Source organism: Hydrophilobacter chitinilyticus, assembly GCF_049860745.1.
In the GTDB taxonomy this organism is placed as follows: domain Bacteria; phylum Pseudomonadota; class Gammaproteobacteria; order Burkholderiales; family Burkholderiaceae_C; genus Rhodoferax_B.
This window is the reverse complement of the sequence record NZ_CP187561.1, coordinates 3,061,693-3,088,085: the sequence shown is the minus strand read 5'-3', so window position 1 is coordinate 3,088,085 and position 26,393 is coordinate 3,061,693. Positions and strand designations below refer to the sequence as shown.

Below are 26,393 nucleotides of genomic sequence, written 5' to 3'. Positions count from 1 at the left end.
CGGTATTTTCCGAGTGGACCGTCCCCCGACCAATACATTGAAGTCAAGTCAGCCTGAGCTGGCCAACATGGGAGTTCTCATGCCTCGGAAGCAGCTAAATATCGCGCCACCATCCGACAACTTCATCAGAGTTCGCGGTGCTAGAGAGCACAACCTCAAGGACGTGGATGTAGACATCCCCAGAAACCAGTTGGTCGTCTTTACCGGTGTCTCTGGTTCGGGCAAGTCATCGTTGGCGTTTGGCACTGTCTACGCCGAGGCGCAGCGCAGATACTTCGAGTCGGTCGCCCCTTACGCGCGAAGGCTCATCGACCAAGTCGGTGCGCCGCAGGTCGAGAGCATAGAGGGTCTGCCCCCAGCCGTGGCACTCCAGCAGCAGCGCGGCGCTGCTACGGCCCGTTCCTCCGTGGGCAGCGTCACGACCATCTCCAGCCTGGTTCGGATGCTGTATTCCCGCACGGGCACCTATCCACCGGGGCAGCAACTTCTCGCCGCCGCCGAATTTTCCCCCAACACGCCGCAAGGCGCGTGTCCCCACTGCCACGGACTGGGACGCGTCTTCGAGGTTAATGAAGCGTCGATGGTGCCTGATGATTCACTCACCATTCGTGAGCGCGCGGTAGCCGCATGGCCAGGCGCCTGGCAAGCGCAGAATCTGCGAGACATCCTGACGAGCCTGGGATACGACATCGACATTCCCTGGAAGAAACTGCCAAAGAAGACAAGAGACTGGATTCTGTTCACCGACGAGCAGCCCACCGTGCCTGTTTATGCCGGCCTTGGGCTGAGAGATGTTCAACGCCTGCGTCGGGCGAAGCAACCGCCTAGCTACATGGGTACGTTCACCAGCGCGCGCCGCCATGTGATGCACACCTTTGCCACCAGCCAGAGCCCGATGATGAAACGCAAGGTCGCTCGGTTCATGGTCGGCACGGCGTGCCCAGCCTGCCAGGGCAAACGGCTCAAGCCTGAATCGCTTTCCGTCACCTTCGCCGGACTGGATATCGGTGAGTTCACACACTTGCCATTGAACGCGCTGAGAACGCTCCTCCAACCGTTTGCTGGGGCAATTGCGCCGCCCGCCGCCTCGCGCAAGAACCTTCGCGCCAATGTCCCGAAGAGCGCGAAACTCACGGCAGAGAAGCGTCTTGTAGCCCAACGTATTGCCCGTGAACTGCTGGGGCGCATCAAGGCGCTTACGGATCTTGGTCTGGGTTATCTGGCCCTGGACCGTGCGACACCAAGCATGTCGCCCGGAGAATTGCAACGGCTGCGTCTGGCAACCCAACTTTCGTCACAGCTGTTTGGCGTTGTGTATGTTCTGGATGAGCCCTCGGCAGGCCTGCATCCGGCGGATAGCGAATCGCTGCTCACCGCACTGGACCGCTTGAAGTCAGCGGCCAACTCCATTTTTGTCGTCGAGCACGACATCTCGACCATGCGACGGGCCGATTGGCTGGTCGACGTCGGGCCTGAGGCCGGCGAGCTTGGTGGACGGGTGCTTTACAGCGGGCCTCCATCTGGCTTGGCAGGGGTGGCCGATTCACAGACGAGACGCTATCTTTTCGACACCGACAAACGTCTATCCCGACCTCGCCACGAGCCTAAAGAATGGCTGACCCTGCACGATGTGCACCGCAATAATTTGCAGGGTGTGGACACCGCATTTCCGATCGGATGCCTGACCTCCGTGACAGGAGTTTCAGGTTCTGGGAAGTCGAGTTTGGTGAGCCAGGCACTGTTGGAGCTGGTCAGCCTGCATCTCGGCAAGGAAGCACCGACTCCGGAGGACCACCTATCTGAACTGCCACCCGACGCGTCAACGGAAGACGATGACCCAGGTGCAACTTCCTCCCAGGAGGAACTGTCTCCCACCCGTGGCACTTTAGGAGGGGCCACTGACAAGGTTCGGCGCTTGGTGCTCGTCGACCAGAAACCTATTGGGAGAACACCTCGCTCCAATCTCGCGACCTATACCGGCTTGTTTGACGTGGTCCGAAAGCTGTTCGCCGCGACGCCTGCGGCAAGGACCAAGCGGTTCGATGCGGGGCGCTTCTCGTTTAATGTCGCCAAGGGTCGATGCCCGACTTGCGAGGGGGAGGGCTTTGTGAGCGTGGAGCTGGCCTTCCTGCCCATGGCCTATGCCCCATGTACAACCTGCCACGGCTCGCGCTATAACTCGGAGACGCTAGCGGTTACGTGGAACGGTCTCACGATTGCAGATGTGTTGGGCCTCACGGTGCAAGCCGCATGTGTGGCTTTTGCCTCCGAGCCATCCGTGCTTCGCTCCCTCGAAGTTCTACGCGATATCGGTCTCGGCTATCTCCGGCTTGGGCAACCCGCAACCGAGCTTTCAGGCGGCGAGGCTCAACGCATCAAGCTCGCGACCGAACTGCAAAGGACGCAGCGGGGCCATACGCTATATGTCTTAGACGAGCCGACCACTGGCCTGCACCCCGCAGATGTAGAAAAACTCTTGAGCCAGCTTGACGCATTTGTGCAGGCGGGGAACACCGTCGTGGTGGTGGAGCATGACATGCAATTCGTGGCTCAAAGCGACTGGGTCATTGACATTGGCCCAGGCGCCGGTGCGGACGGGGGATGCATCGTCGCAAGCGGAACACCTGAGGCGGTGGCGAAGCATGCAGTCTCTCGAACCGCTCGCTACTTAGCGCAGGAAAAGGCTTTCGAATAGCGAGAGGATAGTCATTAACCGTCGCAAGCGCTTCGGAACCGGTTTCCTGATCTTTAGGCGTTGCTTTCGAGGTTAGAGCGGCAGACGCTTGCTTACGATCAAGCCGCCACCGAACTGAGTCATGCTGTTACTCACCGGCTCTGTTCGGCCAAAACTAGCCGGCATCGTCTTGCGCCACCAGAACTGCAAAGGGCATGCAGGCACTGGCGGCAGCGATATCGCCCAGCAGGTCATCCAGGGAATGTTCCGGTGCATTGGCCAGCGTGTCTCCGGTCATCCAGTTGAGCCAACTCCTCGGGCGTGCAAGGGCAGGGTGAATCGAGGCCAGAGCCATGTGCGTACCGCTCCATCCGCGTTCACCTAGGCCAACCAACAGCCGGCCGCAGACGACCACGATGGCCTGTTCCCCGCCAATGCGGGCAAACGCCAATGCATGGTCTTGCGACGGTCCCTCTATGGCCAGCGGCAGATACAGCGAATCGCGGAACAGCAAGGGCATCTTCCGGCGCAGTTGCAGCAGGCGCCAAGTGACCAGTTGCTTGGCACCGGCGGGCATGTCAAGGCCGTCACCCAGTAGCGCCTGCCAGTCGGCAGCGGTTGGATAGCGGCCCTCGCCTTGGTACAGCGTTCGCAGCGGCTGCAGGGATGCGGCCAGCGCCTCCATGTCTACAGGGCGACGGTTGTCCGGGTCCACCAAAGAGAAATTCCAGACCTCGCAGCCCTGGTAGATGTCCGGTACGCCCGGCGTGCTGAGCTTCAGCGCCAATTGGGCAAGGCTATTGCGAAAGCCATACGGCGCGATGCGTTGCACGAACGCCTCGAGCACGGCCACAAAGCGGTCAGTGGACAGGGTTTTCTCGATGTAGGCGCGCACGGCCGCTTCATACGCCTCGTTAGGAAACAGCCAGTGGCTCATGAGCTTGGCTTCACGCATGGCTTTTTCCTTGTAGCCCTGGATGCGTGGTATCAGCTCCTGACGCTCTTGCGCACTCGTCGCATGGACCGGCCATATGGCGACCATGGCCTGATAAAGGCCCCAGAGGTCAATGGGAAGCGGCGATAGCTGACCATCAACCTCCACCTCGAAACGCTGGCCACAAGCCTGCAGCGCCTGCACCGTTTCCCGCCAAGCATCAGGCATTTCGGACAACACATTGAGCCGTGCCCGTACGTCCTCCGAACGCTTGCTGTCGTGCGTAGAGGTTGCGAGCATTTCATGGGGCAGGTAGCGTGCACGTTGCAGGTTGCTCTGGTGGAAGGCCGCCACCGAAACGCCGAAGCGCCGCGGCTCCGCCCCCACGTCATTGAGCGAGAGCAGTCGCACATAGCGGTAGAAGAGTGTGTCCTCGACGGCCTTGGCCATCACGGGCGCAGTGAACTGCTGCCAACGCCGGATGAAGCTTTCGCGCAGCCCGGGCTCAGGCCCTGGCTCACCCTGCAGCAGCGCCTGCAGGTAGACCAACACACCGACTTCCGCCGAACCCAGGTGCCGGCGCGCAGCGCTGATGGCCCAGGCGATGTGCTGCAAGTCGGCCTCGCTGGGCGGGGCGCCGCCGGGGACGACGTAGGTCCGGTACACCGGAAAATGCGCCGCCACCTCCACCAGCGCCACGCGCAACTGGTTGTGGGTGAAGTCGCACACCGAGCGGTCGGCCCGTTTGATGCGGCTGAGGGTGTTCACCAACCAGGCCATGTCGCTGAACAGCGCCGTCTCGATGATCAGTCGCTTGCACTCGTAGCGGGCCTGTTCGAAAGGTTTGGTGTCTCCGGTGAACGTGCCATAGATGGCGTCGAAGCGCTCCTGCGCGTCGGCGGCGACGAACAGGCCATTGACTAGCGTGCTGAAGCGATAGCCCGTGCCGCCATGCACCAGCCAATCGGCGGGCAACGGCTCATGGTCGGCCATGATCTTTTCAACCAACAGGTACAGCGCCTGCGGCGGCTGGCCCTGGGCCATGCGCTGCGCGGCGTGGCGCTGCTGCAGCCGCTCGAAATACCGTGCCGGATCTGCCAGCCCGTCGGGGTGGTCGATGCGCAGGCCCGTCACCTTTCCCTCGGCCAGCCAGCGCAGGGGCAGCGCGTTTACGGCCTCGAAGACCTTGGGGTCTTCCATGCGGATCGCCGCCAGGGCGTTGATGTCGAAGAAGCGGCGGTAGTTGATGTCGTCGCCCGCGGCGCGCCAGTTGGCCAACCGGTAGGTTTGGGCCTGCAGCACCGCTTCGAGCAGGTTGAAGCTTGCAGCGTTCCCCACCTGGCCATTGGCGCGCGCCAAGCAGGCCTGCACCCAGTCTTGTACCCAGGGGTGGGCCTGCGCCAAGTCTGCCAACCTGCGCTGGCACAGAGGGGCATCGCCCAGGCGAGCGGCGCGCTGCTGTGGATCGTCGCTGCCCTGGGGCGGTAGCTGGCCCAGGGCGTGCACCAGCGATGCGACTTCCGCCTGCTCGTCGGCTGGTGCCGCCGCTGGCATGGCCACCGCTGCCAGCACCTGTGCATAGCTGCGCGGATCGAGTGGAAACGCCTGCGCCCAGTAGGCCACCTGCAGGCGTCCCTGGTGGGCATCGAAGCGCAGTTGCAGTTCGCCAGCCTCCAGTACCTTGCCATAGTGGTCACCCAGCACGGGCAGCAGGATGCGCCGCCCGGTCTGGGGGTTGGCGGGATGCCATTCAATGTCAAAAGTGGCCGCGTGTGGCGAGGCTTCTCCATGCTCAAGAACGTCTTGCCACCAGCGGTTGGCGGGGTCCTGCACGCCCATGTGGTTCGGCACGATGTCCAGCACGTGGCCCATGCCGCGTTCTGACAAGGCCTGGCACAGGTTTGTGTGCTCTGCCTCTGTGCCGATCTCGGGGTTCAGCATCGTCGGGTCCACGACGTCATACCCGTGCATGCTGCCAGCGGCCGCCTTGAGGTAGGGCGAGGTGTAGAGATGGCTCACGCCGAGATCGTGCAAGTAGGGCACGATGGCCGTCGCCTGCGCAAAGGTGAAGGTGTGGTTCAGCTGCAGCCGGTAGGTCGATTGGGGCACGTCGGCCGAGGCCAGCGGTGGCAGCTCGGCGGCGGGCACGTCCTGTGGAGGGATGTCCTGGCTCATGGGGGCCCTTCGGTACAGGTCCAGCGGGCCGACCAGGGGGCCCACTGTCCGGCATCACCCGACCAGTGGTGGCTGAACACCTCCACGGCGGCGGTGTCAGCGGCGCTGGCCGAAGGGGGCGCTTCCACCGCTTCTGGTCCCAGGTTCAATTCCATCCCCAGCGTTGTTCCATCCCGGTAGTGCCAGGTCAAACGCAAGCCGCTTTTTCCCACGAGGTGTGCTGCATGCCCTTGCGGGCATAGTTGCTGTGCACGGGGCTGCAGCCAGAGGCGTCGCGCCTCCAGTGCTCGCTGCACGAGTGTCCGACGGATCTGTCCGGGGGCTGTCTCCGATTCGCCCCACTGCAGCCGGCTGGCCTGCAGAGTGGCTGCGTCGCAAGGGTCCGGCAGCATCGCGTCCCCCGTCACCGCGTGGCCGAACTCGCGTGCCCGGCCTTCGCGTACCGCGTCTCGCAGACTGCCATCCCAGTGCGCGAAGTACAGGAACGGCGTGGAGGCGGCAAACTCATCGCCCATGAACACCATGGGCGTGGCCGGGGTGAGCAGGGACAGCAGTAGTGCGAGCTGCGCGCCCTCTGCGGTCGTCAACTGGCCCAGGCGCTCGCCGAAGGCCCGGTTACCAATCTGGTCATGGTTGCCGATGAAGTTGACCATGCATGACAGTGACGGAGGGGCGCCCCCGGCGGCGCTGGCCTCTTCGGGAAACGCGAAGCCTTCCGTCAGCACGCGCGCCAGAAAAGCCAGCGGCTGGCCTGCGAACTTGGCGTAGTAGCCTTGGGATTCATGGGTCAGCGCCACATGCACCGCGTGGTGAAAGTCGTCGTTCCACTGGGCGTCGTACAGGCCAGGGGTGGGGCTGGGGGCCAGCCGCGCGGCCTGGTTCTTCTCGTTTTCGAGCACCAGATGCACCTGTCGCCCGCTGGCTGCAGCCAGCGTACGCACGCGCGCGCTCAGTTCCGTCAGGATGTCGGGCCGGCTGTCATCGGCCATGGCATGCACCGCGTCCAGGCGCAGGCCGTCCATGTTGAACTCCTCGATCCAGTACAGCGCGTTGTGCACGAAGAAGTCGCGCACCACAGTGCTGCCCGCTTGGTCGAAGTTGATGGCCGCCCCCCACGGACTGGTGTGGCTGCTGGAGAAAAAATCAGGCGCGTAGGCGTGGAGGTAATTGCCCTCAGGGCCGAAGTGGTTGTAGACCACGTCGACGAACACGCACATGCCCAATGCATGCGCCTGATCCACGAATCGCTTGAGCTCTTGGGGTGTGCCATAGGCTGCATGCGGTGCAAACGGTAATACGCCGTCATAGCCCCAGCCCCATTGTCCGGCGAATCCCGCAAGCGGCATGAGTTGCACGGCGGTAAATCCCAGGTCTGCTAGCTCGGGCAGGCGGCGCGCAGCTTCCTCGAACGTTCCCGACGGGGTAAAGCTGCCCACATGCAGTTCATAGAACACGAGTTCATGCCATGGGCGCCCCGTCCAGGCGGTTGCCCAGGCGTAGTTATTGGGATCGGTCAGCACGCTGGGCTCGTGGGGCCCCCATGGGTTGCTGCGCGAGGCCGGGTCTGGCACATCGAGCTTGCCATCCACCCGCCAGCGGTAGAGGGTCCCAGCGCTGGCATCCGCCACGTTCGCCTGCCACCAGCCACCCTCCATGCGCACGGCCTCGATCACGTTTTCTGCCGTCTGCAAGGACGGGCGATACCACAGGGAAAGCTGTTGTGCGGCAGGTGCCCACAGCGAGAATCGCGCGCCGCCATCTGCCAGCAGCCGGGCCCCGAATGGCATGGTGTGAATGCGCTTCATGGCGAGGTGAGGATGGCCTCGGACGGGGCCGTCAAAATGGCCATGGAGTAGGGCATCAGTGTGTGCTGGCCGCCTGCCTCGATGGTGGGTGCGCCGGATTCCGCGTCCGGGGCATACACCTGGGTGTCGCGCGTATCCGCACGCAGTGTCCAGGTGCGGCCCGCTTCGTGGGGCGGCAACATAAAGGTCGCCTCGTCTCCTGTGGCATTGAACAGCAGCATCACGGACAGCTCGTGCTCGGCCATGCTCTCCATCACCGCCGCCACGCAGCGCGCGCTGGGGTCATCCCATTCTTCGGGCGTCATGTCGATGCCCCACACGCTGTGCCAGGCGACCGTCACGAGTTGGGGGAGGCCCGCGTCATCCAGTGGCCACACATCGGGGCGCACCACCGGCAGGGCCTTGCGCAGGGCCAGCAAGGCCTGGGTGTAGGCCTGCAGGTCTGCATGCTCCTGCGCGCGCTGCCAGTCGAACCAGGAAAGAGGGCTGTCCTGGCAGTAGCCGTTGTTGTTGCCCTGCTGGGTTCGGCCCAGTTCATCGCCGCCCAGCAGCAGGGGCGTACCATGCGACATGAACAGCGTTGCCAGGAAGTTGCGCACCTGCCTCTCGCGTAGCCGCAGCACTTCGCCGTCCTCGGTTTCGCCTTCGGCGCCACAGTTCCAACTGCGGTTGTGCGATTCGCCATCCTGGCCATTCTCACCGTTGGCCTCGTTGTGCTTTTCGTTGTAGCTCACCAGATCAGCCAGTGTGAAGCCATCATGCACGGTGACCATGTTGACGCTGGCGGTGGGGCGGCGACGGCGCGGCTGCAGCATGTCCGCCGAGCCGCACAGACATGCCGCAAAGGCGGGCAGGCTGGCGTCCCCGTTGATCCAATACTCGCGCACGGCATCACGGTAGCGGCCATTCCACTCCATCCATCCCACCGGAAAGCCGCCTAGCTGGTAGCCATAGGTCCCCAGGTCCCATGGCTCGGCAATCAGCTTGACGCGGGATAACACCGGATCCTGCGCCAGTGCCGCGAAGAACGGCGCGCGCAGTGTGTAGGCCCCTGCGTCGTCGCGTCCCAGGGCGGACGCCAGGTCGAATCGAAAGCCGTCCACGTGCATCTCCTGCACCCAGTAGCGCAGGCTGTCCATCACCAGCTTCAAGGCCGGGGGACTGCTGGTGTCCACCGTGTTGCCGGTGCCGGTGTAGTCCATGCACATGCGGCGATCCTCGGTCAGGCGATAGTACGCGGCATGGTCGATGCCCTTGAGGCTCAACGTGGGCCCCAGGTGATTTCCTTCCCCGGTGTGGTTGTAGACCACGTCCAGGATGACCTCAAGACCTGCGGCGTGCAGCGCCTTTACCATGGCCTTGAACTCGTCCACGCCCCCGTCCGTGCTGGCCGGCGACGCATAACGCGGCTCGGGCGCGAAAAAGGACACCGTGTTGTAGCCCCAGTAGTTGCTCAGTTGCATTTCAACCAGGCGCTGGTCGTCGATGAAGGCCTGCACCGGCAACAGTTCCACGCTCGTCACACCCAGCCGCTTGAAATGCGCGATGGCTGCAGGAGATGCCAACCCTGCGTATCTCCCCCGCAAATCTTCGGGAATGCCTGGGTGGGTCTGGGTAAAGCCTTTCACGTGCACCTCGTAGAAGACGGTATCGCGCGCAGGAACGCGGGGCGGCGCATCATCGCCCCAATTGAAGCGTGAGCGCGTCACACGGCTCTTGGGCGCCGTGCGGCCGTTGTCATCAGTGCTGGCCATGAGGTCCTGCTCCGGCTGGTCCAGCGCATAGCCAAATTGGTCGAGGGCTCCGCGCACGGGGCGGTCCAAAGCCCGCGCGTAGGGGTCCATTAACAGCTTGGCGGGATTGCAGCGCATGCCCGATTGCGGATCGTACGGACCATAAACGCGCAGGCCATAGCGTTGGCCGGCCTTGATTCCGGCGATATGGCCGTGCCAGACATCGTCGGTCAGGCAGGGCAGGGCTATCCTCGCGATCTCACGGTCACGTTCGGAGAAGAGACAGACCTCCACGCGCGTGGCGATGGAGGAGTAGACGGCAAAGTTCACCCCTAGCGTATCTACAGCAGCGCCCAGGGGCCAGCAGCGGCCCGGGCTTACGGCATGGCGTGTGGTGGGGTTTGGGTTGCGTGCTGCCTTTGCGGGTTCATTGGATTGCATGATGGCTTTCAGGCAGCAGCTTGGAAACCGCCAGCCCGGGCGGCAGGAGCATGAGCATGAGCATGAGCATGAGCATGAGCATGAGCATGAGCATGAGCATGAGCAGGGGCAGGGGCAGTGGGGGCAGCGGCAGGGCGAAGCCTCTCCACCTTGGCTTTGTTGCCCTGCATCACGGTACTGCGGGCCGGGAAGAACTTGCGTGGCACGACGACGATGCCGCTTTCGGTCACATGAAAGCGCCGCCGGTCTTCTGCTTCGTCGAACCCAATACGTTCGTGCGGCGGAATGTCGTTGTCCTGGTCGATGATGGCGCGGCGAATGTGCGCGCCGTGGCCTACGCGCGAGCGTTCCATGACGATGCAATGCTCTAGCTTCGCATTGCGCTCCACCACCACACAGCGGCGCAGCATGGCATGGTCGAGCGAGGCACCGTCGACGATGCTGCCGGAGCCAACGACCGACCGGTTGATCATGCCGTTCTCGATCTGGGCCGATTCTGCTTGGTCGGGACTGGCGTAGATAGGCCAGTCGCCGTTGGTGAGGCGAAAGCGGGGTGTAGCGCCAAGGGTGTCGAAATGCGCATCGAAGTACGCATCGATGGTGCCCACATCACGCCAGTACGCCTGCTCTTCAAACGGAGCCGTACCAGGAATCTTGTTCTTGGTGAAGTCGTACGCCATCAGCCGGTGCGACTGCAGCATGGTGGGCAAGATGTCGCGGCCGAAATCGCTATGGCCTGTGGCGTGTGCTTTCTTGAGCGCGTCAAGCAGCACGTCGGCATTGAACAGGTAGTTGCCCATGGAGGCCAGTGCGTGTGTGCTGCTGCCGTACATGGGTCGGGTGATCTTGGGCTTTTCCACAAAGTTCGCAATGCGGTCGTGCGCATCAACCTCTACGATGCCAAATTGGCCGCATTGCGACAGCGGAATTGGCAGGGTGGCTACGCTCACATGGGCCTGGCTTTCCCGGTGAAAGTCCACCATCTGGCGAACGTCCATGCGGTAGATGTGGTCGGCGCCGAACACGGCCACGATGTCGGGCTGGAAAGATTCGATCAGGTGGATGTTCTGGTACACCGAGTCGGCCGTACCCTGGAACCACTCCGGGCCGTTTTGCATCTGGGGCGGCACCACGGTGACGAAGTGCTGGGGAATGAAACGCGTCATGGTCCAGGAGCTACGGATGTGCTCGATGAGGGACTGAGACTTGTACTGCACCAGCAGGTAGATCGAGTAGATCTCCGAGTTGACCAGATTGGAGAGCACGAAGTCCACGATACGGTGCTGGCCGTTGAAGGGCACTGCAGGTTTGCAGCGATCAGCGGTGAGGGGGTGAAGGCGGGAGCCTTCCCCTCCGGCCATCACAATCGCCAATACATTTCGGGTGCGAGACATGGCATTAGCTCCAGTGGAAAGGTCAGCCTTTTGTGAGGCGGTTGGATAAATGAACAGTGAAAAGCGGGAATACGGTCAGGTGCAGGGGGCCGGCACATGTTCGCTGAGGCTTCGTCCGCATTGACGGAGCGGGAGAAGGTGCAGCGGTCATGGTGGGTTGCCTGATGGCCTCCATGTTCTGCTGCAGTGCAATATTCAATTGCGGGATCTCTGGCAGAGTTGAAGTAGGTAGATGCCTACATTGACTTACTTTTTTGACAGAAGCTCACAAATCGTCACCTGGCGCCCTGGAGATTGGCACGTGGTACCGAGTGGTTGGATACGATTCGTCGCCATCTTGGCCTTCGCAGGGCTCCAGTCCCATGGACACACCATGTGAGCTCGCGCATCTGCTCGACTGGGGCTACTGCGAACCACTCAGTTTCTATTTGTGGCCTCCGGCCGACGAAGAGAAATCTGGGGAGAAAGCGGTTTCCGAAACTGACGAAGGAGATGCAGAAAAGCGCTTTACGCTTCTTAGGCCACACTGATCGTGAAAAATGAAACGCGCCAAGCTTCGGTCGAGATTGGCGCTCTTGAGAATCGCCTCGTGAGACGAGGCGATGTGTGTTAAAGCAACAGCCGCAACGGCAGAAGACAGCGGCTAAAGCGCCTGCATTTCTTCGGGCTGGCGTTGAATGCTGCCGGAATGGTCAGTGGTCATCGCCTGCAACTGGTCAGGGTTGCGAGACCGCACTCGGCAAAAAATAGATTCCAGGTGGCTCGACCAACTTTTCACGTCTGATGGAACGGTCCACGCGGTCAGCAGCAGTCAATCCGGAGCGCGGAGCGTCGCAGCGAAATCGTCCTTCCGTAGTTTGAAGAGCTGTTGGCCGCGACAATGCCTTATGCGTATACCCCACAGACTCCAGCCTCTCGTCGAAGAAGGTCTCATCGACACCGTGGTGCGCCAACTCATGAGCGGCAAGGAAGCCATGGTTTTCGTCGTCAGACTGGGCGAAGAAACGCTCTGCGCCAAGGTCTACAAGGAAGCCACCCACCGCAGCTTCCGGCAGGCGGTCGACTACACCGAGAACCGCAAGGTCAAGAATTCGCGCAAGGCGCGCGCCATGGCCAAGGGCACGAAGTTCGGCAAGCAAGCCATCGAGGCCGCGTGGCAGAGCGCCGAGGTTGATGCCCTGTACCGCCTTGCCGCAGCCGGTGTACGGGTGCCGACGCCCTACAACTATGCGGAAGGCGTGCTGTTGATGGAGTTGGTGACCGACGCCGAAGGCGACGCCGCACCGCGCCTGAACGACGTGGCGTTCAGCGAAGACGACGCGCTGGCCCACCACGCCACGCTGCTGCGCGAGGTGGTGCGCATGCTGTGCGCGGGTGTGGTGCACGGAGACTTGTCCGAGTTCAACATCCTCCTGGCTAGCGACGGCCCGATCATCATCGACCTGCCGCAAGCGGTGGATGCCGCCGGCAACAACCATGCGGCGCACATGCTACTGCGCGATGTGGCCAACCTACGCGCCTTCTTCGGCCAGTTCGCGCCGGCCTTGAAGACCACGCGCTACGGCGAGGAAATCTGGCAGTTGTATCAACACGGCGCGCTGACCGTGGAGGCACCGCTGACGGGCCTCTACCAACTACAGCAGGGTGCGGTTGATCTGACGGCTGTGATGCGCGAAGTGGAGGACGCTAGGATGGAGGAGGCGGCGTGCGTGCTTCGGATACAGCAACTGGGCTGACCTGCCTTGCGCCGCAGCGGCGGGAGCTGCAATCCTGCGCAGCGGCTCAGGGACAGATATCCGGTAATGTACAAAAACTCGGCAACGCTGTCACAGGTGTTGTTGCTGGCCTTCCAATGGGCCACGTGCCGAGCAGCGTGAAGCCATGTCGAGAACTAAAAGTAGGGGTGATCTTGCTTTCTGTGGTGATATTAAAGATAGCACCCAAGGTGCCTGCCCTGGCATCATCGAACCTATTTAAAGCACTGTGGTGTCGATCTTGAAGCTTGCTGCGGAGTTTCGGGGGATTAAAGACAGCTCGACTGAGGCACGCATCAAAACCTTGGAGAATGAGTTAGCGTTTTTAAAGCAGATACAAAAACGGGAGGCTGTAGTCTTCCGTTGAAAAAACCGCGTTTCGCAAACCGACCGATCAAAGATGTTCTGTTACCTTGCCGCCTATGTGACCTCTGTCCTGGTGATGCTTTTACTGGATGCAACTTGGCTTGGCGTCATCGCCCAACCGCTTTATCTCGATGGCCTAGGGCACCTCATGGCGGCTGCGCCAAATTGGCTGGCTGCGGGTGCTTTTTACTTGCTCTATCCCGTGGGCGTACTTTACTTCGCTGTGGTGTCCCAGGCCGATAACCGCTGGCTACGAACGGCGTGGGTTGCCGCACTCTTCGGTTTTTTCGCCTATGCCACGTATGACCTCACCAATCTGGCGACGCTGCAAAATTGGCCTCTGCGACTGAGTTTGATAGACATCACATGGGGCACGTTGCTCACAGCTGTTTCGGCGTCTGCGGGACGCTGGGTGTTCATGAAACTATTGCCGCCGATTAATAGATAAGCCCTCTCTCTTCGGACGAGCTGCAGGTAAACGTCGCTAGGTAGGCAATAGCTGTGGGCGCTACAGCTGGTTGGCCCCTTCTACTGCTACAGCGGCCAGTCGTTTCGCCGTTTACGGTGTCCGCTTTCTCTGCGGAGCCCCCTTCCAGAGACGGCTGCTTCGGGCTGGCTACAGTCGTACGCACCCGTCTGCCAAATCTGTAACGTCTATGAACACGGGACTTTAGGGCAAAGCCGCGAACGGGCGTCCAGACGGGTTGGCACCGCCGGCAGGTGACAACGCTCTGAACTCGCAGTTTTCGGCATTTGCAGCACCGGTAGCAGCACGCAGCAGGGTTGTGACACCATACAGATGTAATCCCACGGCATTGGGACAGTGCGAGCCGTAAAGACAGCCAACGCAATCACTGTATTTAACGCATGCCTTCCCAACCTTGTCAGCACCAATGCGTCAGTGACCAGGTTGTTAACGACGCGCTGACGCCCTACATAGTCAAAGCGTTGAGCGTTTCTGCCGGTTCCGCTGTATGTGGGCATGGTCGCCTTATTTCCAGCATCCTGGTCAAGATTCCATCGGTAGCAACAGACTATGCATAGAAAGGAGAGACGATGCCTCATGCCACCGTGACACGGAGCATGGGAAGACGTTTTATGCGAGTGGCAGCACGAAACAAGTCTGCGCGGACAGTCCATCCCAGTCCAGCGTTTCCCCTAGTCCGAGCAACTGCACCGAAATGTCCGGCGACATCAGCCTCGCCGCAGCCAGTGCGGCCTCCGACCTACCCCTCACAAAAATGAACCGCATGCTCCGCTCCCGCCGCCGCAGCGTGATTTCCGCCTGGGGCCAATGGTCTGGCAAACACGGCTCGAAGCGCAGTTTCTCAGCTGTCTGCCTCAGCCCGAAGATGGACTCGATGGCTGCGCGGTGCATCCAGGCAGCTGAGCCGGTGTACCAGCTCCAGCCGCCACGGCCCACGTATGGCGGCTGGGTATAGACGTCGCCTGCCATCACGTAGGGTTCGATGGCATAGGCCGCGCCGGATGCGGGATGCCGCGCGCGATGGGCCGGACTGAGATAGGTGAAGTAACGGTAAGCGACATCCGCGTCCATGCCCGGCGTCTGCCGCGCGAGTTCGGCCTGCGCCATCAGTGACCAGACTGCGCCGTGTGAATACTGGCCGCCGTTCTCACGCACGCCGGGCGGATAGGCCTGAATGTAGCCGGCGCTGGGTTGGGCCTTGTCGAGCGGCGGGTCGAGCAGGCGCACCAGGCCGGCCTCGTGGTCCACAAGATGCGACTCCACGGCGGCCATGGCCTTGTGCTGCTGCTCAGGTGTGGCGGCTCGCGAGAGCACGGCCCAGGCCTGGGCAATCAGGTCGATGCGGGCTTCGCTGTTCACGTGGGAGCCGAGCGGCGTGCCGTCGTCGAAAAAGGCGCGTTTGAACCATTCGCCGTCCCAGGCCGTGCCTTGCAGCGCGGCCTTCCAGCCGTGGGCCGCGTGTTGCCAGCGTGCCGCCCGCTCGGTTTCGCCCCGGGTCGCCGCCACGGGCGCAAAGTCCTCCACCAGGCGGCACAGGAACCAACCGAGCCATACCGATTCCCCCTTGCCCTCGATGCCGACTCGGTTCATGCCGTCGTTCCAGTCGCCGCTGCCCATTAAGGGCAGGCCGTGGCTGCCGATGGCCAGGCTGCGGTCGATGGCGCGTGCCGCGTGTTCGAACACCGAAGCGTGTTGTGGGCTGATGCCGGGGGTGTAGTACGCGTCCTCGGCGTGTTCGGGAATGCCGGCGCCTTCGAGGAAGGGCACCCGCTCGTCGAGCAGCGACGCGTCGCCCGTGGCCTGCAGGTAGTGATGCGTGGCATGCGCGAGCCACAACAAGTCGTCAGAGAAATGCGTGCGCACGCCTGCCCCAGTGGGCGCATGCCACCAGTGCTGCACGTCGCCCTCGGGAAACTGGCGCGAGGCGCAGAGCACGATCTGCGCACGCAACGTGGCCGGCTCAGCCCAGGCCAGGGCCATGGCATCCTGCAATTGGTCGCGGAAACCCGTGGCGCCGCCGGCCTGGTAGAAGCCGGCCTTTGCCCAGAGCCGGCAGCTCACGGTCTGATACAGCAGCCAGCGGTTCACCAGGGCATCGAACAGCGGGTCGGGTGTCTTCACCGTGGTCGAGCCCAGCAGGGTGTTCCACTGGCTGCGTACCGCTTCCAGCCGTTCGGCCGCGCCGGTGGTTGCGGCCTGCTGCGCCAGCGCGCGGGCTGTGGCTGGGTTGTCTCCATAGCCGAGCAAGAACACCTGTTCCACGCTTTCGCCGGTGGCCAGTGACACGTTCACAGCCAAGGCGGCGCAGGGGTCGAGGCCGGCGCCGGTCTGTTGGCAGAAGCGGTCGGGCAGTTGCAGCCGTCCTAAGCTATCGAACAGCTCGCGGCGGTCGCAGGTCCAATCGGCATCGCCGGCCGACGTCGCCAGGAAGGCCGTGCCTTCGCCGAAGCCGGCGGAACGGTCGCGCTGCGTGCACAGCAGCGCGGTGGTCCTGTCGTTGACCTGGTGCATGGCGGTGTAGGTGCTGCCGCGGTCCGAGCGGTTCGCGCCCATGATCCATTCGGCAATGCCGACGATGCGTAACTGCTGCGTGCGGTGGCCGCGGTTCACGAGCCGGATGTGCACCTGCTTCACCGATGTAGCGGCATCGACGCACCAGGATGCCGTGACCTCCAGATCGCCGCGCCGATGGGCGATGCGGGTGTAGCCCTGGCCATGTGTCACGCGGTAGGTTGTGGGTTCGCCGCTGACATCAAGGCCGAGTGCGCCCCAGGCCGATGGCGCCACGTTCCAGGCCGCACGTGTCTTGCGGTCCTGCAGCAGGAACCATTCCGATGGGGCGTCGGCAACCGCGTCGTTGGACCAAGCCGTGAGTTGGTTCAGCCGGCTGTTCACAGCCCAGGTGTAGCCGCCGCCGGCCTCAGAAATCTGCGCGCCGAAGCCACGATTCGACAACACGTTGATCCAGGGCTTAAGCGGCCGCTGATCGACAGTCACGTTGAAGCGGAATTCGCCAGAGCCGGGCACGAAGTCGCCCGTGCTCGGCGCCGCCGCGTTGGCTCGGCCGGGCGAGGAGGCCAAAGACCTGACTTCGACCTCCTCGCGCAGCGTGCTGGCCAGCGCATGTTGCTGGCGCCATTCCTCGACGTGGTGCAGCAGCGGTCGGCCGTCAGCATTCAGGCGCACGCGCGCCAGGCATTGCAGTGTGCTGATTTCGTCGCGCGAGAGTTCTTCGGTGCGCAGCAGGTAGAAACCGATCTGCGCAGAACCAGGTTCGCCGCTGATCTCGGCCAGGGTGCGCTCGCGCAGCGCGGCGATCTCGCGGTGAAGCGCCATCAGGTATGAGGAAGGCTCCGAGTTCAGCACCACCAGGTCGCAGGCCGTGCCGCCCCAAGACCACAGCCGCAGCGCCTGCGCTAGCGAGCGCAGCATGCCCACGCCCTCGGCCACGCCGGCCGCCACCAGGATGATCGGCCGGTCGCCCGAGATGCCGAAGCGCCACAGCAGGCGCCGGTCGCAGCCTTCAAAGACGGGCTCGTTTTGTCCGGATTGGCCAGGCAAGGCCGGTGGGCCGAAGCGCGGCCGGGCCAGGCTCAGCAGCAGCGCCGTGGTCAGGCCCTGTGCGGCGGCGAAGTTCTCGCTGCCAATGCCCAGGCTGCGCAGCCGGATGCCAGTGAGCGTGGCCGACATCAGCGAAGCGCGTTGCACGTGGCTGTGCTGGCTGTATTTGTCGATCACCGCGCGCAGCGTGCCGGCGTCGTCGGAGGCCGCCGTGGCGAAGGTCAGCCGGGCCTTTCCCTGCGGCGCGATGCGCAGGCGTACCGCCAGCACACACACTGGGTCTAGGCCGGTGTTGAGCACCACGCCTTGCGCCGGATCGGCGCCGGGTGACGATACCGGCAACTCGTCGAGTTCGGCGCGTGGCTGGCCGCTGGCTTGGTTGCGACCCTGCCAGCGGTTGCGGTCGGTCTGCACGCGCAGGCCCACGATCTGTGGATCGGCGTCTGTGAGGAAATGCGCGGCGCGTAGCGCGTGTTCGGTGGGCAGCCGCGGCTTGCGTTCAAACAGCAGCGCCTGATGAGCGGCCAGCCATTCGGCGCGCACGAAAAGGTTGGTGAAGGCCGGATGCGCCTCGTCGGCGCGCGGATCGGAAAGGGTGATTTCGAAGGCCGAGATGAGTTCGATGTCGAGCGGGCTGTCGCCGAGGTTGCGCAGCTCGACGCGGCGGAACTCGATGTCGTCCTCGGGGCTGACCCAGACCGTGGTGTGGGCTTGCAGCAGCGGCCAGGCCGCGTCGAAACACACACGGTCGGCGTGGTAGATGCTCTGGTACTTGGCGGCTGCGTCGGGCGCGGGGTGTTGCGTGATCGACACCGGCGCAATGCTGTCACCTGGCCGGCGCAGGTAGAAGAAGCTGCCGAAGGCATCGCGCAGTGCATCGTCGCGCCAGCGCGTGATGCCGGTCTGACGCCAGCGGCTCCAGCCCGCGCCGTTGGCACGCAGCGAGACGTTATAGCGTCCGTTGGACAACACGTGTGTCGGCTCCACCGCCGAGCTGCCGGGCAGTATTTCGCGCAGCAAGCCGGGCGCGCGACTTTGCAGGGCCAGTGCCGGCGGCGTGTTGGACGGCGCATACAGCTTCGGCACCTCGCGCGGCGCGCGTTCGTGCAGCAGCGAGGCCACGGCTTCGATGCTCGGGTTGGCCATGCCCCAGCGCTGCGCCGGCCCGCCGAGCAGCACGTTGGCCAGCGCCACGATGCTCATGCCCTGGTGGTGTGCCATGAAGGTGTAGACCGGGGTGAACGGGCCGCCGCCGGTTTGACGCGCGCGCGAGAAATCCAGCGCCTCGATGAAGCCGTAGCGCGCCCGCGGCGCCATCGATTCGAGCCGCGAGAAGTTCTGCGCCGAACGGTGCGGCGCGATCTGCGCGGCCAGCGCGGTCGCATAGGGCGCGATGACCAGTTCGTCCGGCGGCGTGCGGCGCAGCGCGAGCCGCGGCACGCCTTGCGGCGCGTACTGGTAGGCCAGCGTGTGGTCGCTTCCGGCATAGGCCGATTCGGAAATGCCCCAGGGCACCTGCTGCTCTTGGCCGTAGGCGATCTGCTCGCGCAGCGCGGCGTGGCAGGCCTCACGCAGTACGCTGCCGTGCGGTTCGTCCAGTACCAGCGTGGGCATTAGGTATTCAAACATCGAGCCCGACCATGAGCGTAGGCCAGCCACCGCGCCCACGGCATAGAACGGCCGGCCGAGCGATGCCCAATGCGCCACCGGCACGTCGCCCTTGGCAATCGCCAATAGGCTGGTGAGGCGTGACTCGGAGGCTAGCAGGTCGTAGAAGCCCGCGTCGCGCTGCTGCTCGGCCACGCGGTAGCCGATGTGCAACAGGTGCCGCTTCGGGTGGTACAGGAAGGCGAAGTCAGCCTGCCAGGCGAGTTGCTCGCAGTCGTGCGCGATGCTGCGCAAGCGGCTTTCCGCATCAAGCCGGCCTTCGGGGCTGTCGGCGCGGCGGTCGCGCCAGGCCGAACGAAGCGTGGCGAGGTGGTCTGCCAGGCTCCAGGCCAGCAGGTCGTCCTGCGTGGGCGCAAGCAGCGCATCGGGCACGGCCGGCGGATCGACGGGCGGCTGCCGCAGCGCGCCCAGTTCGACAGCGGCCAGGTCGAGCAACGCACCGAATGACAGCTCTACCGGCACGTCTTCCGTGGGCATGGCCAGTAGCCTGGCCCAGGCGGCGTGTTCACTTCGTCCGGGAAAAAGTGGTGCGAGTGGCGGCGTGACGGCGAGCAGGCCGCCCAGTCTTTGCTTCGAAAACGCCAGTCCGCGCGTGGCGGCGATCGGATCGAACGGGGCACGCGCCAGCTCGCGGCAGGCCTGTGCCACGGCCAGCAGGTGGCCACTGAGATTGCCGCTGTCGACCGTGGACACATACATCGGTAGCAGCGCCTCGCAACGCTGGGTGTCATACCAGTTGAGGAAGTGGCCCCGATGCCGCGGAAGGCGGTGCAGCGTTGCCAAAGTGGCTTCGAGCCGCGTGAGCAGGTCCTGCGTGCCGATCCATCCGAACTGGCGCGCGCAGGCCACGGAAAGCAGGTACAGGCCAATGTTGGTCGGCGAGGTCCGGTGCGCCACCATATCGTGCGGCGAAGTCTGCAGGTTGTCGGGCGGCAGATGGTTCTCGGCCGTGCCGACACAGCGTTCGAACAGGCGCCAGGTGTCGCGCGCGATGCCTTCGAGGTAGGCTTGGTCCTTGACCGGCAATGCGGTCTCCTGGCGGTGCGGATTCGGCCGACTCACCCACCAAGTCCACACCGGCGCTGCGGCCCACACGGCACACAACAGCACAGAGGCCCAAGGCGATGGCATGGCCGGCGACAGCAGCCAGATGGCGCCGAACAGCAGGGCGGCGGCGGCCGGCTCCATCCAGTGGCGCCGCGCCAATGCGGGGAGCCGCGTCTGAGCCGCAGCCTGGGCGGCGGCGGCGGTGGTCCATTGCAGCAGGTGGCGCCGGCTGACGAACATGCGGTAAAGCGCGCGCACGATGGCGTCGGTGTAGAGCAGCGCGTTCTGCAGCAGTTGCGCCAACTGCCACAGGCCACCAGCGAGCGCGCGGCACAAGTCAATGCCAGCCTGCCGGTAGAAATGTTCGCGCGCCAAATCGTCACGGCTCGGCGAGAAACCGGCCACCGCACCCATCAAAGGACCGGCCAGGAAGGCCGCAAACACCAGGGCCAGTGCACTCCACAGCGACAGGCCGCCGCCGCCGAGCACCAGCAGAAGCAGCAACAAGGACATCGGCGCCACCAACGAGCGGCGCAGATTATCGAACAGCTTCCAGCGGTTAATGGTGGCCAGCGGGTAGGCGCGCAGATTCAGCAAAAACGGCAGCAACTGCCAGTCACCGCGGGTCCAGCGGTGCACGCGCGAGGCGGCCACATCGGCATGAAATGGCGCGTCTTCGATCACGTTGATGTCGGTCACCGCGGCGCAGCGCGCGAGCGAGCCTTCGAGCAGATCATGGCTCAGCACGCGGCCTGGGGGCAGGCGCTGCTCGAGCACGGCGTACATGGCCTGCACGTTGAGTAGACCCTTGCCGCTGAAGCTGCCCTCGCCGAACAAATCTTGGTAGACCTCGGAACTGGCGGCGCTGTACGGATCGATGCCGCACGTACCGGCGAACAACCAGTGGTAGGGCGTGAAGTCGCGTGGCGCGGGCAGCGGTGTCACCACGCGTGGTTGCAGGATGCCGTAACCACTGACGACGCGGCGCAGCGCGGCGTCCAAACGCGGGCGATTCTGCGGATGTGCAGCCACACCGACGAGCTCACGCAGCCGCCCGGGCGGCAATTGGGTATCGCTGTCGAGCGTGACAATGTAGGGTGTGCCGCAAGCAATGCGCGAAGTGGCGCCAAGTTCAACGAAAGCGGAAGCATCGCCATGGGCCAATGCCGCAATGAGTTGCTCGAGTTTGCCGCGTTTGCGCTCCCAGCCGATCCAGCGTTGTTCGGTCTCGCTGAAGCTGCGCGGGCGGTGCAGCAGGATGAAGCGTGGCGCTTCATCACTGTAGCCGCTGGACCCTTTGGCATACCGCGCTTCAAGTTCGCGGATGTGGGCCGTGGCACTCGTGAGCAAGGCCTCGTCACTTGGCAGGCTGGGCGTGTCAGCATCGGCCCAGTCGGTCAGCAGTGCGAATTGTGCGTTGCGTTCTGGATTCGCCAGGTAATGCAGTTGCAGCCGGTGCACGAGCTCCTTGATGCCGGCCTCGCTGGTCAACATCGCCGGGATCACCACCAGCACACGGTGCTCGGGCGGGATGCCGCCGGCCAATGCGAGTCGCGGCAGATGGCGTGGCCGCGCCGATTCGCTGATGAGCCGGTTGACTAGCGCTGCCACCGCCTCGGAGGCAGGAAAGAGCATCAGAAAAGCCAACAACCATAGCAGCCAACCGGTGGTCGCGCCACTGACGGCTGTGTGCAGATGATGCAGCAGCATCCAAGCCACCAGTCCGAGCGTGAAAAACACAAAGGAGCCGAGGTACACCGGCAGGCTGAGCCGCCTTGCCACGGCCTGCCAGGCCGAGGCCCAAGGTTCGCGGATGCCGAGCGACAACAGCAGTTTCGGCCGGCCCATGCCGTGCAGCCAGTAACTGGCGCTGCTGCTTGCCGGATCGATGGCGTCGTCGTTGGCGGCGTCATTGCCGGAATTCGCCCGCATCAACTCCAGCAGCTTCGCGGCAATATCGACCTCGTCGCGCTGGTGCCGCCTCGCCAGCAGTTCGATGCTATGCAATGTCTGGTCGCGCGTGCCAGTGTGTTCGGCCTCGAACAGCGGCGAGGTCAACATCGCGCGCATCAGGCCGCTGGTGCTGGCGATCAGGTCCGGCCAGTCGGCGTCGCCAATGTTGCGTAGCGACGTCAGTGCATTGCTCACGCTCAAGTTGTCGGCCGCCTGGTCCGCGGCATGCTGGGCCTGTGCTGCGGCCAGGTCGGGCAGCGCGCGCAGAAGCCATTCGAGCAGCGCGGGCCGAGGGATTTCAGGATTGCTGCCGAGGTCCTGCAGGCGCTGGCCGATTTGGGCCAGGAAAACGCGGCCAACGCCGCGCTGGTCCATCAGAGCCAGCACTTTGTCGAGTGTGTCCAGGCTCAATCTGTCGATATGGTCCCAGCACAGGTTGGCCACCTCGCGCGCGGCCTTTTGGGTGGCCACGCGTTCGGCGAGGCGGCGCAAGTTTTCCACCAGCACCACGCGCAGCGTGGTGGGCAACGCCCACAACTCGTTGAGCTGCAGCTTGCGCGTCTCCTGGTAAGCGCAGAGGAAGGCCACCAGCAATTCCTCGTTGAAGGCGCCGTCGGTGTGCGCCACGAAAGCCCAGGCCACGCCGTAGACGCGCGGCAGCCCGGCCAGAGGCTCGTCAATCAGCACCGGGAGCGCGCGGAAGTAACTACGCGGCAGGCCTTCGCGGATTTCCTTGAGCTGTGCTTCGATCAGGTGGAAGTTGTCGAGCAGCCATTCGGCCGCGGGGCTGATGTCGTAGCCGGTACTAGCTTGTTCACCGATGTAGCCGTGTGCTTGGCGCAGCGCTCGGATGTTGTCTTCTAGTCGCGGCACGAAGGTGGCGGCGCGTGTACCGGGCTCGGCCGCGCGATGCGTGAGCCCCAGACTCCTGCCGTGTTGCGCGAAACGCTGCAGGCCGAAGATTTCTGAGCGAATTGGCGGCTGCACCACGCCCAATGCGCCATCCAGGATGGCGCACAGTGCGGCCGGCGCATCCGGGATGAGTCGACCGAGTTCCGTTTGAGCCACTCTTTACAGAACCGCGGCGCAAATACCGATGACAACCGCGGCCAGGGCCAGCGTGGTCACAAAACGCGACCCGAAGAAGCCGTTCATGCTTTCGGCAAGGCAGCGCAGCGTGAATAGTTTGACGCGACTGCCGCGACAGTGATGCAGATGTTCACCCAACGCCGCCAGTTCAACCGGGGAAGTGTCGGCGTCGCTACCGAATGCGGCAGTGCTCCAACTTGGGGAGGTGTTGAGGTCAATCTTCATGATGAATGCTCCGACCGCATGGGACTTCAACCATGCGGAAAAATAGGTGAGAAATGGAGCGCGTCAGGACGAACCGATGAGGACGGCTGCTACACCACCAGAGTGATTCGGTTGTTTGACGCTGTATGTCGGCTAAAACACGCGGTCGGGCGTAGGACGAGCGCGCGATGTCGCGCGTTGCGAAATAAGCAAGTCAGTACGGCAGGCTGTTTGATGAGGCGAGTGTCAACTTCCAAACACATAAATTAGGTTAGTTCGTGATCGATATGGCTTTGTTGACCCTTAACCAGCGTTCTTTAGCCTCGCGGAGCCGATTGAGCGAAGAAGGAATACCAGTACGATTAGTTATATCGCTTTACAGGTCGAGGATGCCTTGAAAATTGAAGAGCAAACTGAGCCTTGAAAGAAGGTGTCGAGTGCGGTTCACCGGCATTCGATTGTCGGCTTTTCTACGCAAACGCATCGTTCGCGGCGGTAGTCCGACCAGCGGCTATCGTTGCAGAGGATTTCCCGCAGACGACTGCTTCAGGCTGGGTGCGGACGTTTGCTCATGACTGGCGAATAGGTACTATCGGCCAGAAGCTGCCAGTCACTCCGAAACCCTCGAACAACGGAACTGAAAATTCTGAGGCGATGCCCCGAGCTGTAAGGACGAAGCTGACCAAAGGTTCGATGGTGGTTCTTATTTGGAGTGGTGAAGAAACGCAACCAGTGCACCTTCCAGGTCGAGCGGGCCCGTTTCCCCTACGGCGTCGAACATCCCTGATTCGTGCACGAGACGGACTTTTCCATGCTCCAGAACGGGCCCGGCCAGCACATCGCCGACTTCCAATCGTGGGCCCGAGACGCACGAGAAAACGGCGCATCGCCCGTCGGCGGTCATCAACGCCAATCTTTTGAGCGGGTCGGTTGTCTCAATAACGTGTGCATCTAGCAATGCTGACTCCTCTAGTTGAGAGACATCGTCGCTTCTTCGGCCGCAGCTCTTTGTAGGCGGTTTTCTCAAAGGCACGAGAGGACCGCAAAAACGTTTGAATACCGATGCTGGAGCGACTACCTTGATGGCCGCCAGCGGCACCAACGCACTTCCAAGCTTCTGTTGACCGGTTCGCCAGCACCGAACCGGGGGGCATCACTGAATCTACATCAAGCCTCGAAGACGCGAGTATTCAATACGCTGGTCGACGCTCGTGCGCCAGTTCGCGAATTCTTCCAAGGTGGGGGCATCGCCTTTGCCCGTCTGGTAGTTGAGCATTTTGACGACGAAATCGCAGTACAGCTGGTCCATAACAGTGAGAGCGGCCTGCTCCCGAAAGATGGCGTCGCGTAGCGATTCGAGGGATGAGTTTTGGCGCATGACAGTGGCTCCTGAAGATAACTCTGCGCCTTGATGCCCCAGTAGCGGTCTCCATTATCTCGCTTGTCTGGGCGCCGCTGTGCGGGACGGGCAAGAGCCCTTGAATGGGTTCGCGAACCAACCGTCGTACTGGCCTACATACATACGGGCAGTCGGCTGCACTTATCACGCCCAGGGTCGCCTAAGGTGAGGGTTCACTACAAGGAAATTTAATGTCTACCCCTGAAAACCTCAAAGATTTGTACACCGACGAGTTGAAAGACCTGTGGTCGGCCAATGACCAAATGCTCCGCTGCCTCAAGAAAATCTCGACGAAGGCCTCGGACAAAAACTTGCAGAGCATGCTCTCTAGCTCGCAGGAAGGCATCACAAAGCACACCGGCATCCTCAAGGAGCTCCTTGCCTCCAATGGCGAGAAGGTGTCGAAAGAGCATTGCAAAGGGATGGAAGGCTTGGTGGCCGAAGCCACCAAACACACCACCGAAGAAGCGCCGAAAAAAGGCCCGGTGCTGGACGCCATCATCATTGCGCAATACCAGCGCATGACGCATTACGGCATCGCCGGGTTCGGTACGGCCGCCGCCTTTGCCAAGGGCCTGGGTTTAAAGGGTGACCAAAAAACGCTCGAGGGTGCCGTGAAAGAAATCTACGGCAGCGATGGGTTTATGTCCCAACTGGCGGAGACGTCAGTCAACATCGACGCGGCCACCGATTAATTTCCGTAGTCGTTTCGCCCACTGGCCGGAACGGCAAAAGATACTTCTCCCAACTTCTATTCGCTCTTATGTCTCTCAATGCCATCCTTGTCGAAGACAGTCAGACCATACGGGACACCTTGATTCCCGCTATGTCCGAGCTGGCAGGGGTGGACGTCATCGCCGTAGTGGAAACGGCTGCTGAGGCGACGGAGGCTCTCGTTCAACATAATGAAGAGTGGCAACTGGCCATCATCGACCTTTTCCTTCGACAAGGGTCCGGCCTGGAAGTCCTGAGCTCTTGCCGCCGACGCAGGAAAAATCAAAAAGTCGTTGTTCTAACCAACTACGCCACTTCAGACATTCGCCGCAATTGCTTGGCTCTCGGGGCGGATGCCGTGTTTGATAAATCTACGGAATTGGATGACTTCTTCAACCTTTGCGTCTCGCTTACAGACGTGTAGCGGTCAAACTTAGCTGTCACCCGCAGACCTTGAACAGGTTATGTCTGTGGTCCGCTATTGCAGTTTGACGAGGTAACCCGGGTCACCGGGATACTTGGGGTAATCCGCCCAATTTGGCTGGTCTTCAACATCCCAGCCGAACCACAGAAAAACATAGGTTCTCATGCCGGCCTCGAGGTAGGTGCTCCCGCCCATTTGCCCTCGGCCCTCACGCGACACACCTTCTCGGGAAATCGACCTTCCGGAGGTGTAGCGCGACACGTACGCTCCGTTGTCATGCCGAATCTCTTCCTTGAACACAAAAATGCCCGCGGCGTCCAGCAGCGCTCCTCCGGAGTTCCAATCCGCCGAGGGCTGATAAGAGTCGCACGGCGTCTGCAGCACACCTACATCGTCATCTACGACTTTCTCGCGCCACCACCATATGTTTTTTGTATCCAGGTATTTGGTCCAACCATGACTGCGGGCTACCCAGTCGTCGAGCAAATGGCCACTGAGGTCTGACACTTTCATGATGAGCCTTTAGACAGCGGGCCACCGTTGGTCCACACACTATTAGCGCACCGAAAAG

At 62.7% G+C, this 26,393-nt stretch carries 12 protein-coding genes and 1 pseudogene; 5 read left to right on the top strand and 8 right to left on the bottom strand.

What is annotated here, in order from left to right; translation table 11 throughout:
* The first annotated feature begins 79 nt into the window (after window positions 1-79).
* Window positions 80-2,695, top strand: coding sequence for an excinuclease ABC subunit UvrA (locus ACPWMG_RS13565; RefSeq protein ID WP_483300018.1), 2,616 nt, complete (start codon window positions 80-82; stop codon window positions 2,693-2,695).
* A 154-nt stretch (window positions 2,696-2,849) separates the two neighbouring features.
* Here ACPWMG_RS13565 and treY read toward each other — a convergent pair whose 3' ends face one another.
* The 4 genes and pseudogenes from treY to ACPWMG_RS13545 all read right to left on the bottom strand — a co-directional run.
* The gene (gene treY / locus ACPWMG_RS13560; RefSeq protein WP_483300017.1) at window positions 2,850-5,783 is read right to left on the bottom strand and encodes a malto-oligosyltrehalose synthase; all 2,934 of its coding nucleotides are present in this window, start codon (window positions 5,781-5,783) and stop codon (window positions 2,850-2,852) included.
* On the bottom strand, window positions 5,780-7,570 hold the full coding sequence (gene treZ / locus ACPWMG_RS13555) for a malto-oligosyltrehalose trehalohydrolase (RefSeq protein ID WP_483300016.1): 1,791 nt from the start codon (window positions 7,568-7,570) through the stop codon (window positions 5,780-5,782). The genes treY and treZ overlap by 4 nt, the downstream gene beginning before the upstream one ends.
* 14 nt (window positions 7,571-7,584) lie before the next feature.
* Complete coding sequence (glgX, locus tag ACPWMG_RS13550) at window positions 7,585-9,762, bottom strand: glycogen debranching protein GlgX (RefSeq protein ID WP_483300015.1); 2,178 nt, start codon at window positions 9,760-9,762, stop codon at window positions 7,585-7,587.
* A 122-nt stretch (window positions 9,763-9,884) separates the two neighbouring features.
* Window positions 9,885-11,156, bottom strand: a pseudogene (locus ACPWMG_RS13545) (glucose-1-phosphate adenylyltransferase); the annotation flags it as partial.
* Window positions 11,157-12,043: 887 nt separating this feature from the next.
* Here ACPWMG_RS13545 and ACPWMG_RS13540 point away from each other — a divergent pair.
* On the top strand, window positions 12,044-12,892 hold the full coding sequence (locus ACPWMG_RS13540; RefSeq protein ID WP_483300014.1) for a PA4780 family RIO1-like protein kinase: 849 nt from the start codon (window positions 12,044-12,046) through the stop codon (window positions 12,890-12,892).
* Window positions 12,893-13,310: 418 nt separating this feature from the next.
* Complete coding sequence (locus tag ACPWMG_RS13535; protein WP_483300013.1) at window positions 13,311-13,724, top strand: DUF2177 family protein; 414 nt, start codon at window positions 13,311-13,313, stop codon at window positions 13,722-13,724.
* A gap of 648 nt (window positions 13,725-14,372) precedes the next feature.
* Here the strand turns inward: ACPWMG_RS13535 and ACPWMG_RS13530 are convergent.
* The 3 genes from ACPWMG_RS13530 to ACPWMG_RS13520 all read right to left on the bottom strand — a co-directional run bounded on the left by ACPWMG_RS13530 (window position 14,373) and on the right by ACPWMG_RS13520 (window position 24,663).
* The gene (locus tag ACPWMG_RS13530) at window positions 14,373-23,060 is read right to left on the bottom strand and encodes a glycoside hydrolase family 94 protein (RefSeq protein ID WP_483300012.1); all 8,688 of its coding nucleotides are present in this window, start codon (window positions 23,058-23,060) and stop codon (window positions 14,373-14,375) included.
* A 3-nt stretch (window positions 23,061-23,063) separates the two neighbouring features.
* Window positions 23,064-23,306 carry a hypothetical protein gene (locus ACPWMG_RS13525; RefSeq protein WP_483300011.1) on the bottom strand — a complete coding sequence of 81 codons (243 nt, stop codon included), beginning with the start codon at window positions 23,304-23,306 and terminating at the stop codon, window positions 23,064-23,066.
* 1,141 nt (window positions 23,307-24,447) lie between these two features.
* Window positions 24,448-24,663: a hypothetical protein gene (locus tag ACPWMG_RS13520; protein ID WP_483300010.1), complete on the bottom strand. Its 216-nt coding sequence runs from the start codon at window positions 24,661-24,663 to the stop codon at window positions 24,448-24,450.
* A gap of 239 nt (window positions 24,664-24,902) precedes the next feature.
* Between ACPWMG_RS13520 and ACPWMG_RS13515 the strand changes: the two genes are divergently transcribed.
* A complete protein-coding gene (locus ACPWMG_RS13515; RefSeq protein ID WP_483300009.1) occupies window positions 24,903-25,379 on the top strand; it encodes a DUF892 family protein in 477 nt (158 codons plus the stop codon).
* A gap of 68 nt (window positions 25,380-25,447) precedes the next feature.
* Window positions 25,448-25,822: a response regulator gene (locus tag ACPWMG_RS13510; protein WP_483300008.1), complete on the top strand. Its 375-nt coding sequence runs from the start codon at window positions 25,448-25,450 to the stop codon at window positions 25,820-25,822.
* A 54-nt stretch (window positions 25,823-25,876) separates the two neighbouring features.
* Here the strand turns inward: ACPWMG_RS13510 and ACPWMG_RS13505 are convergent, their stop codons facing one another.
* A complete protein-coding gene (locus ACPWMG_RS13505; protein ID WP_483300007.1) occupies window positions 25,877-26,335 on the bottom strand; it encodes a phage protein NinX family protein in 459 nt (152 codons plus the stop codon).
* Between the last annotated feature and the right edge of the window lie 58 nt (window positions 26,336-26,393).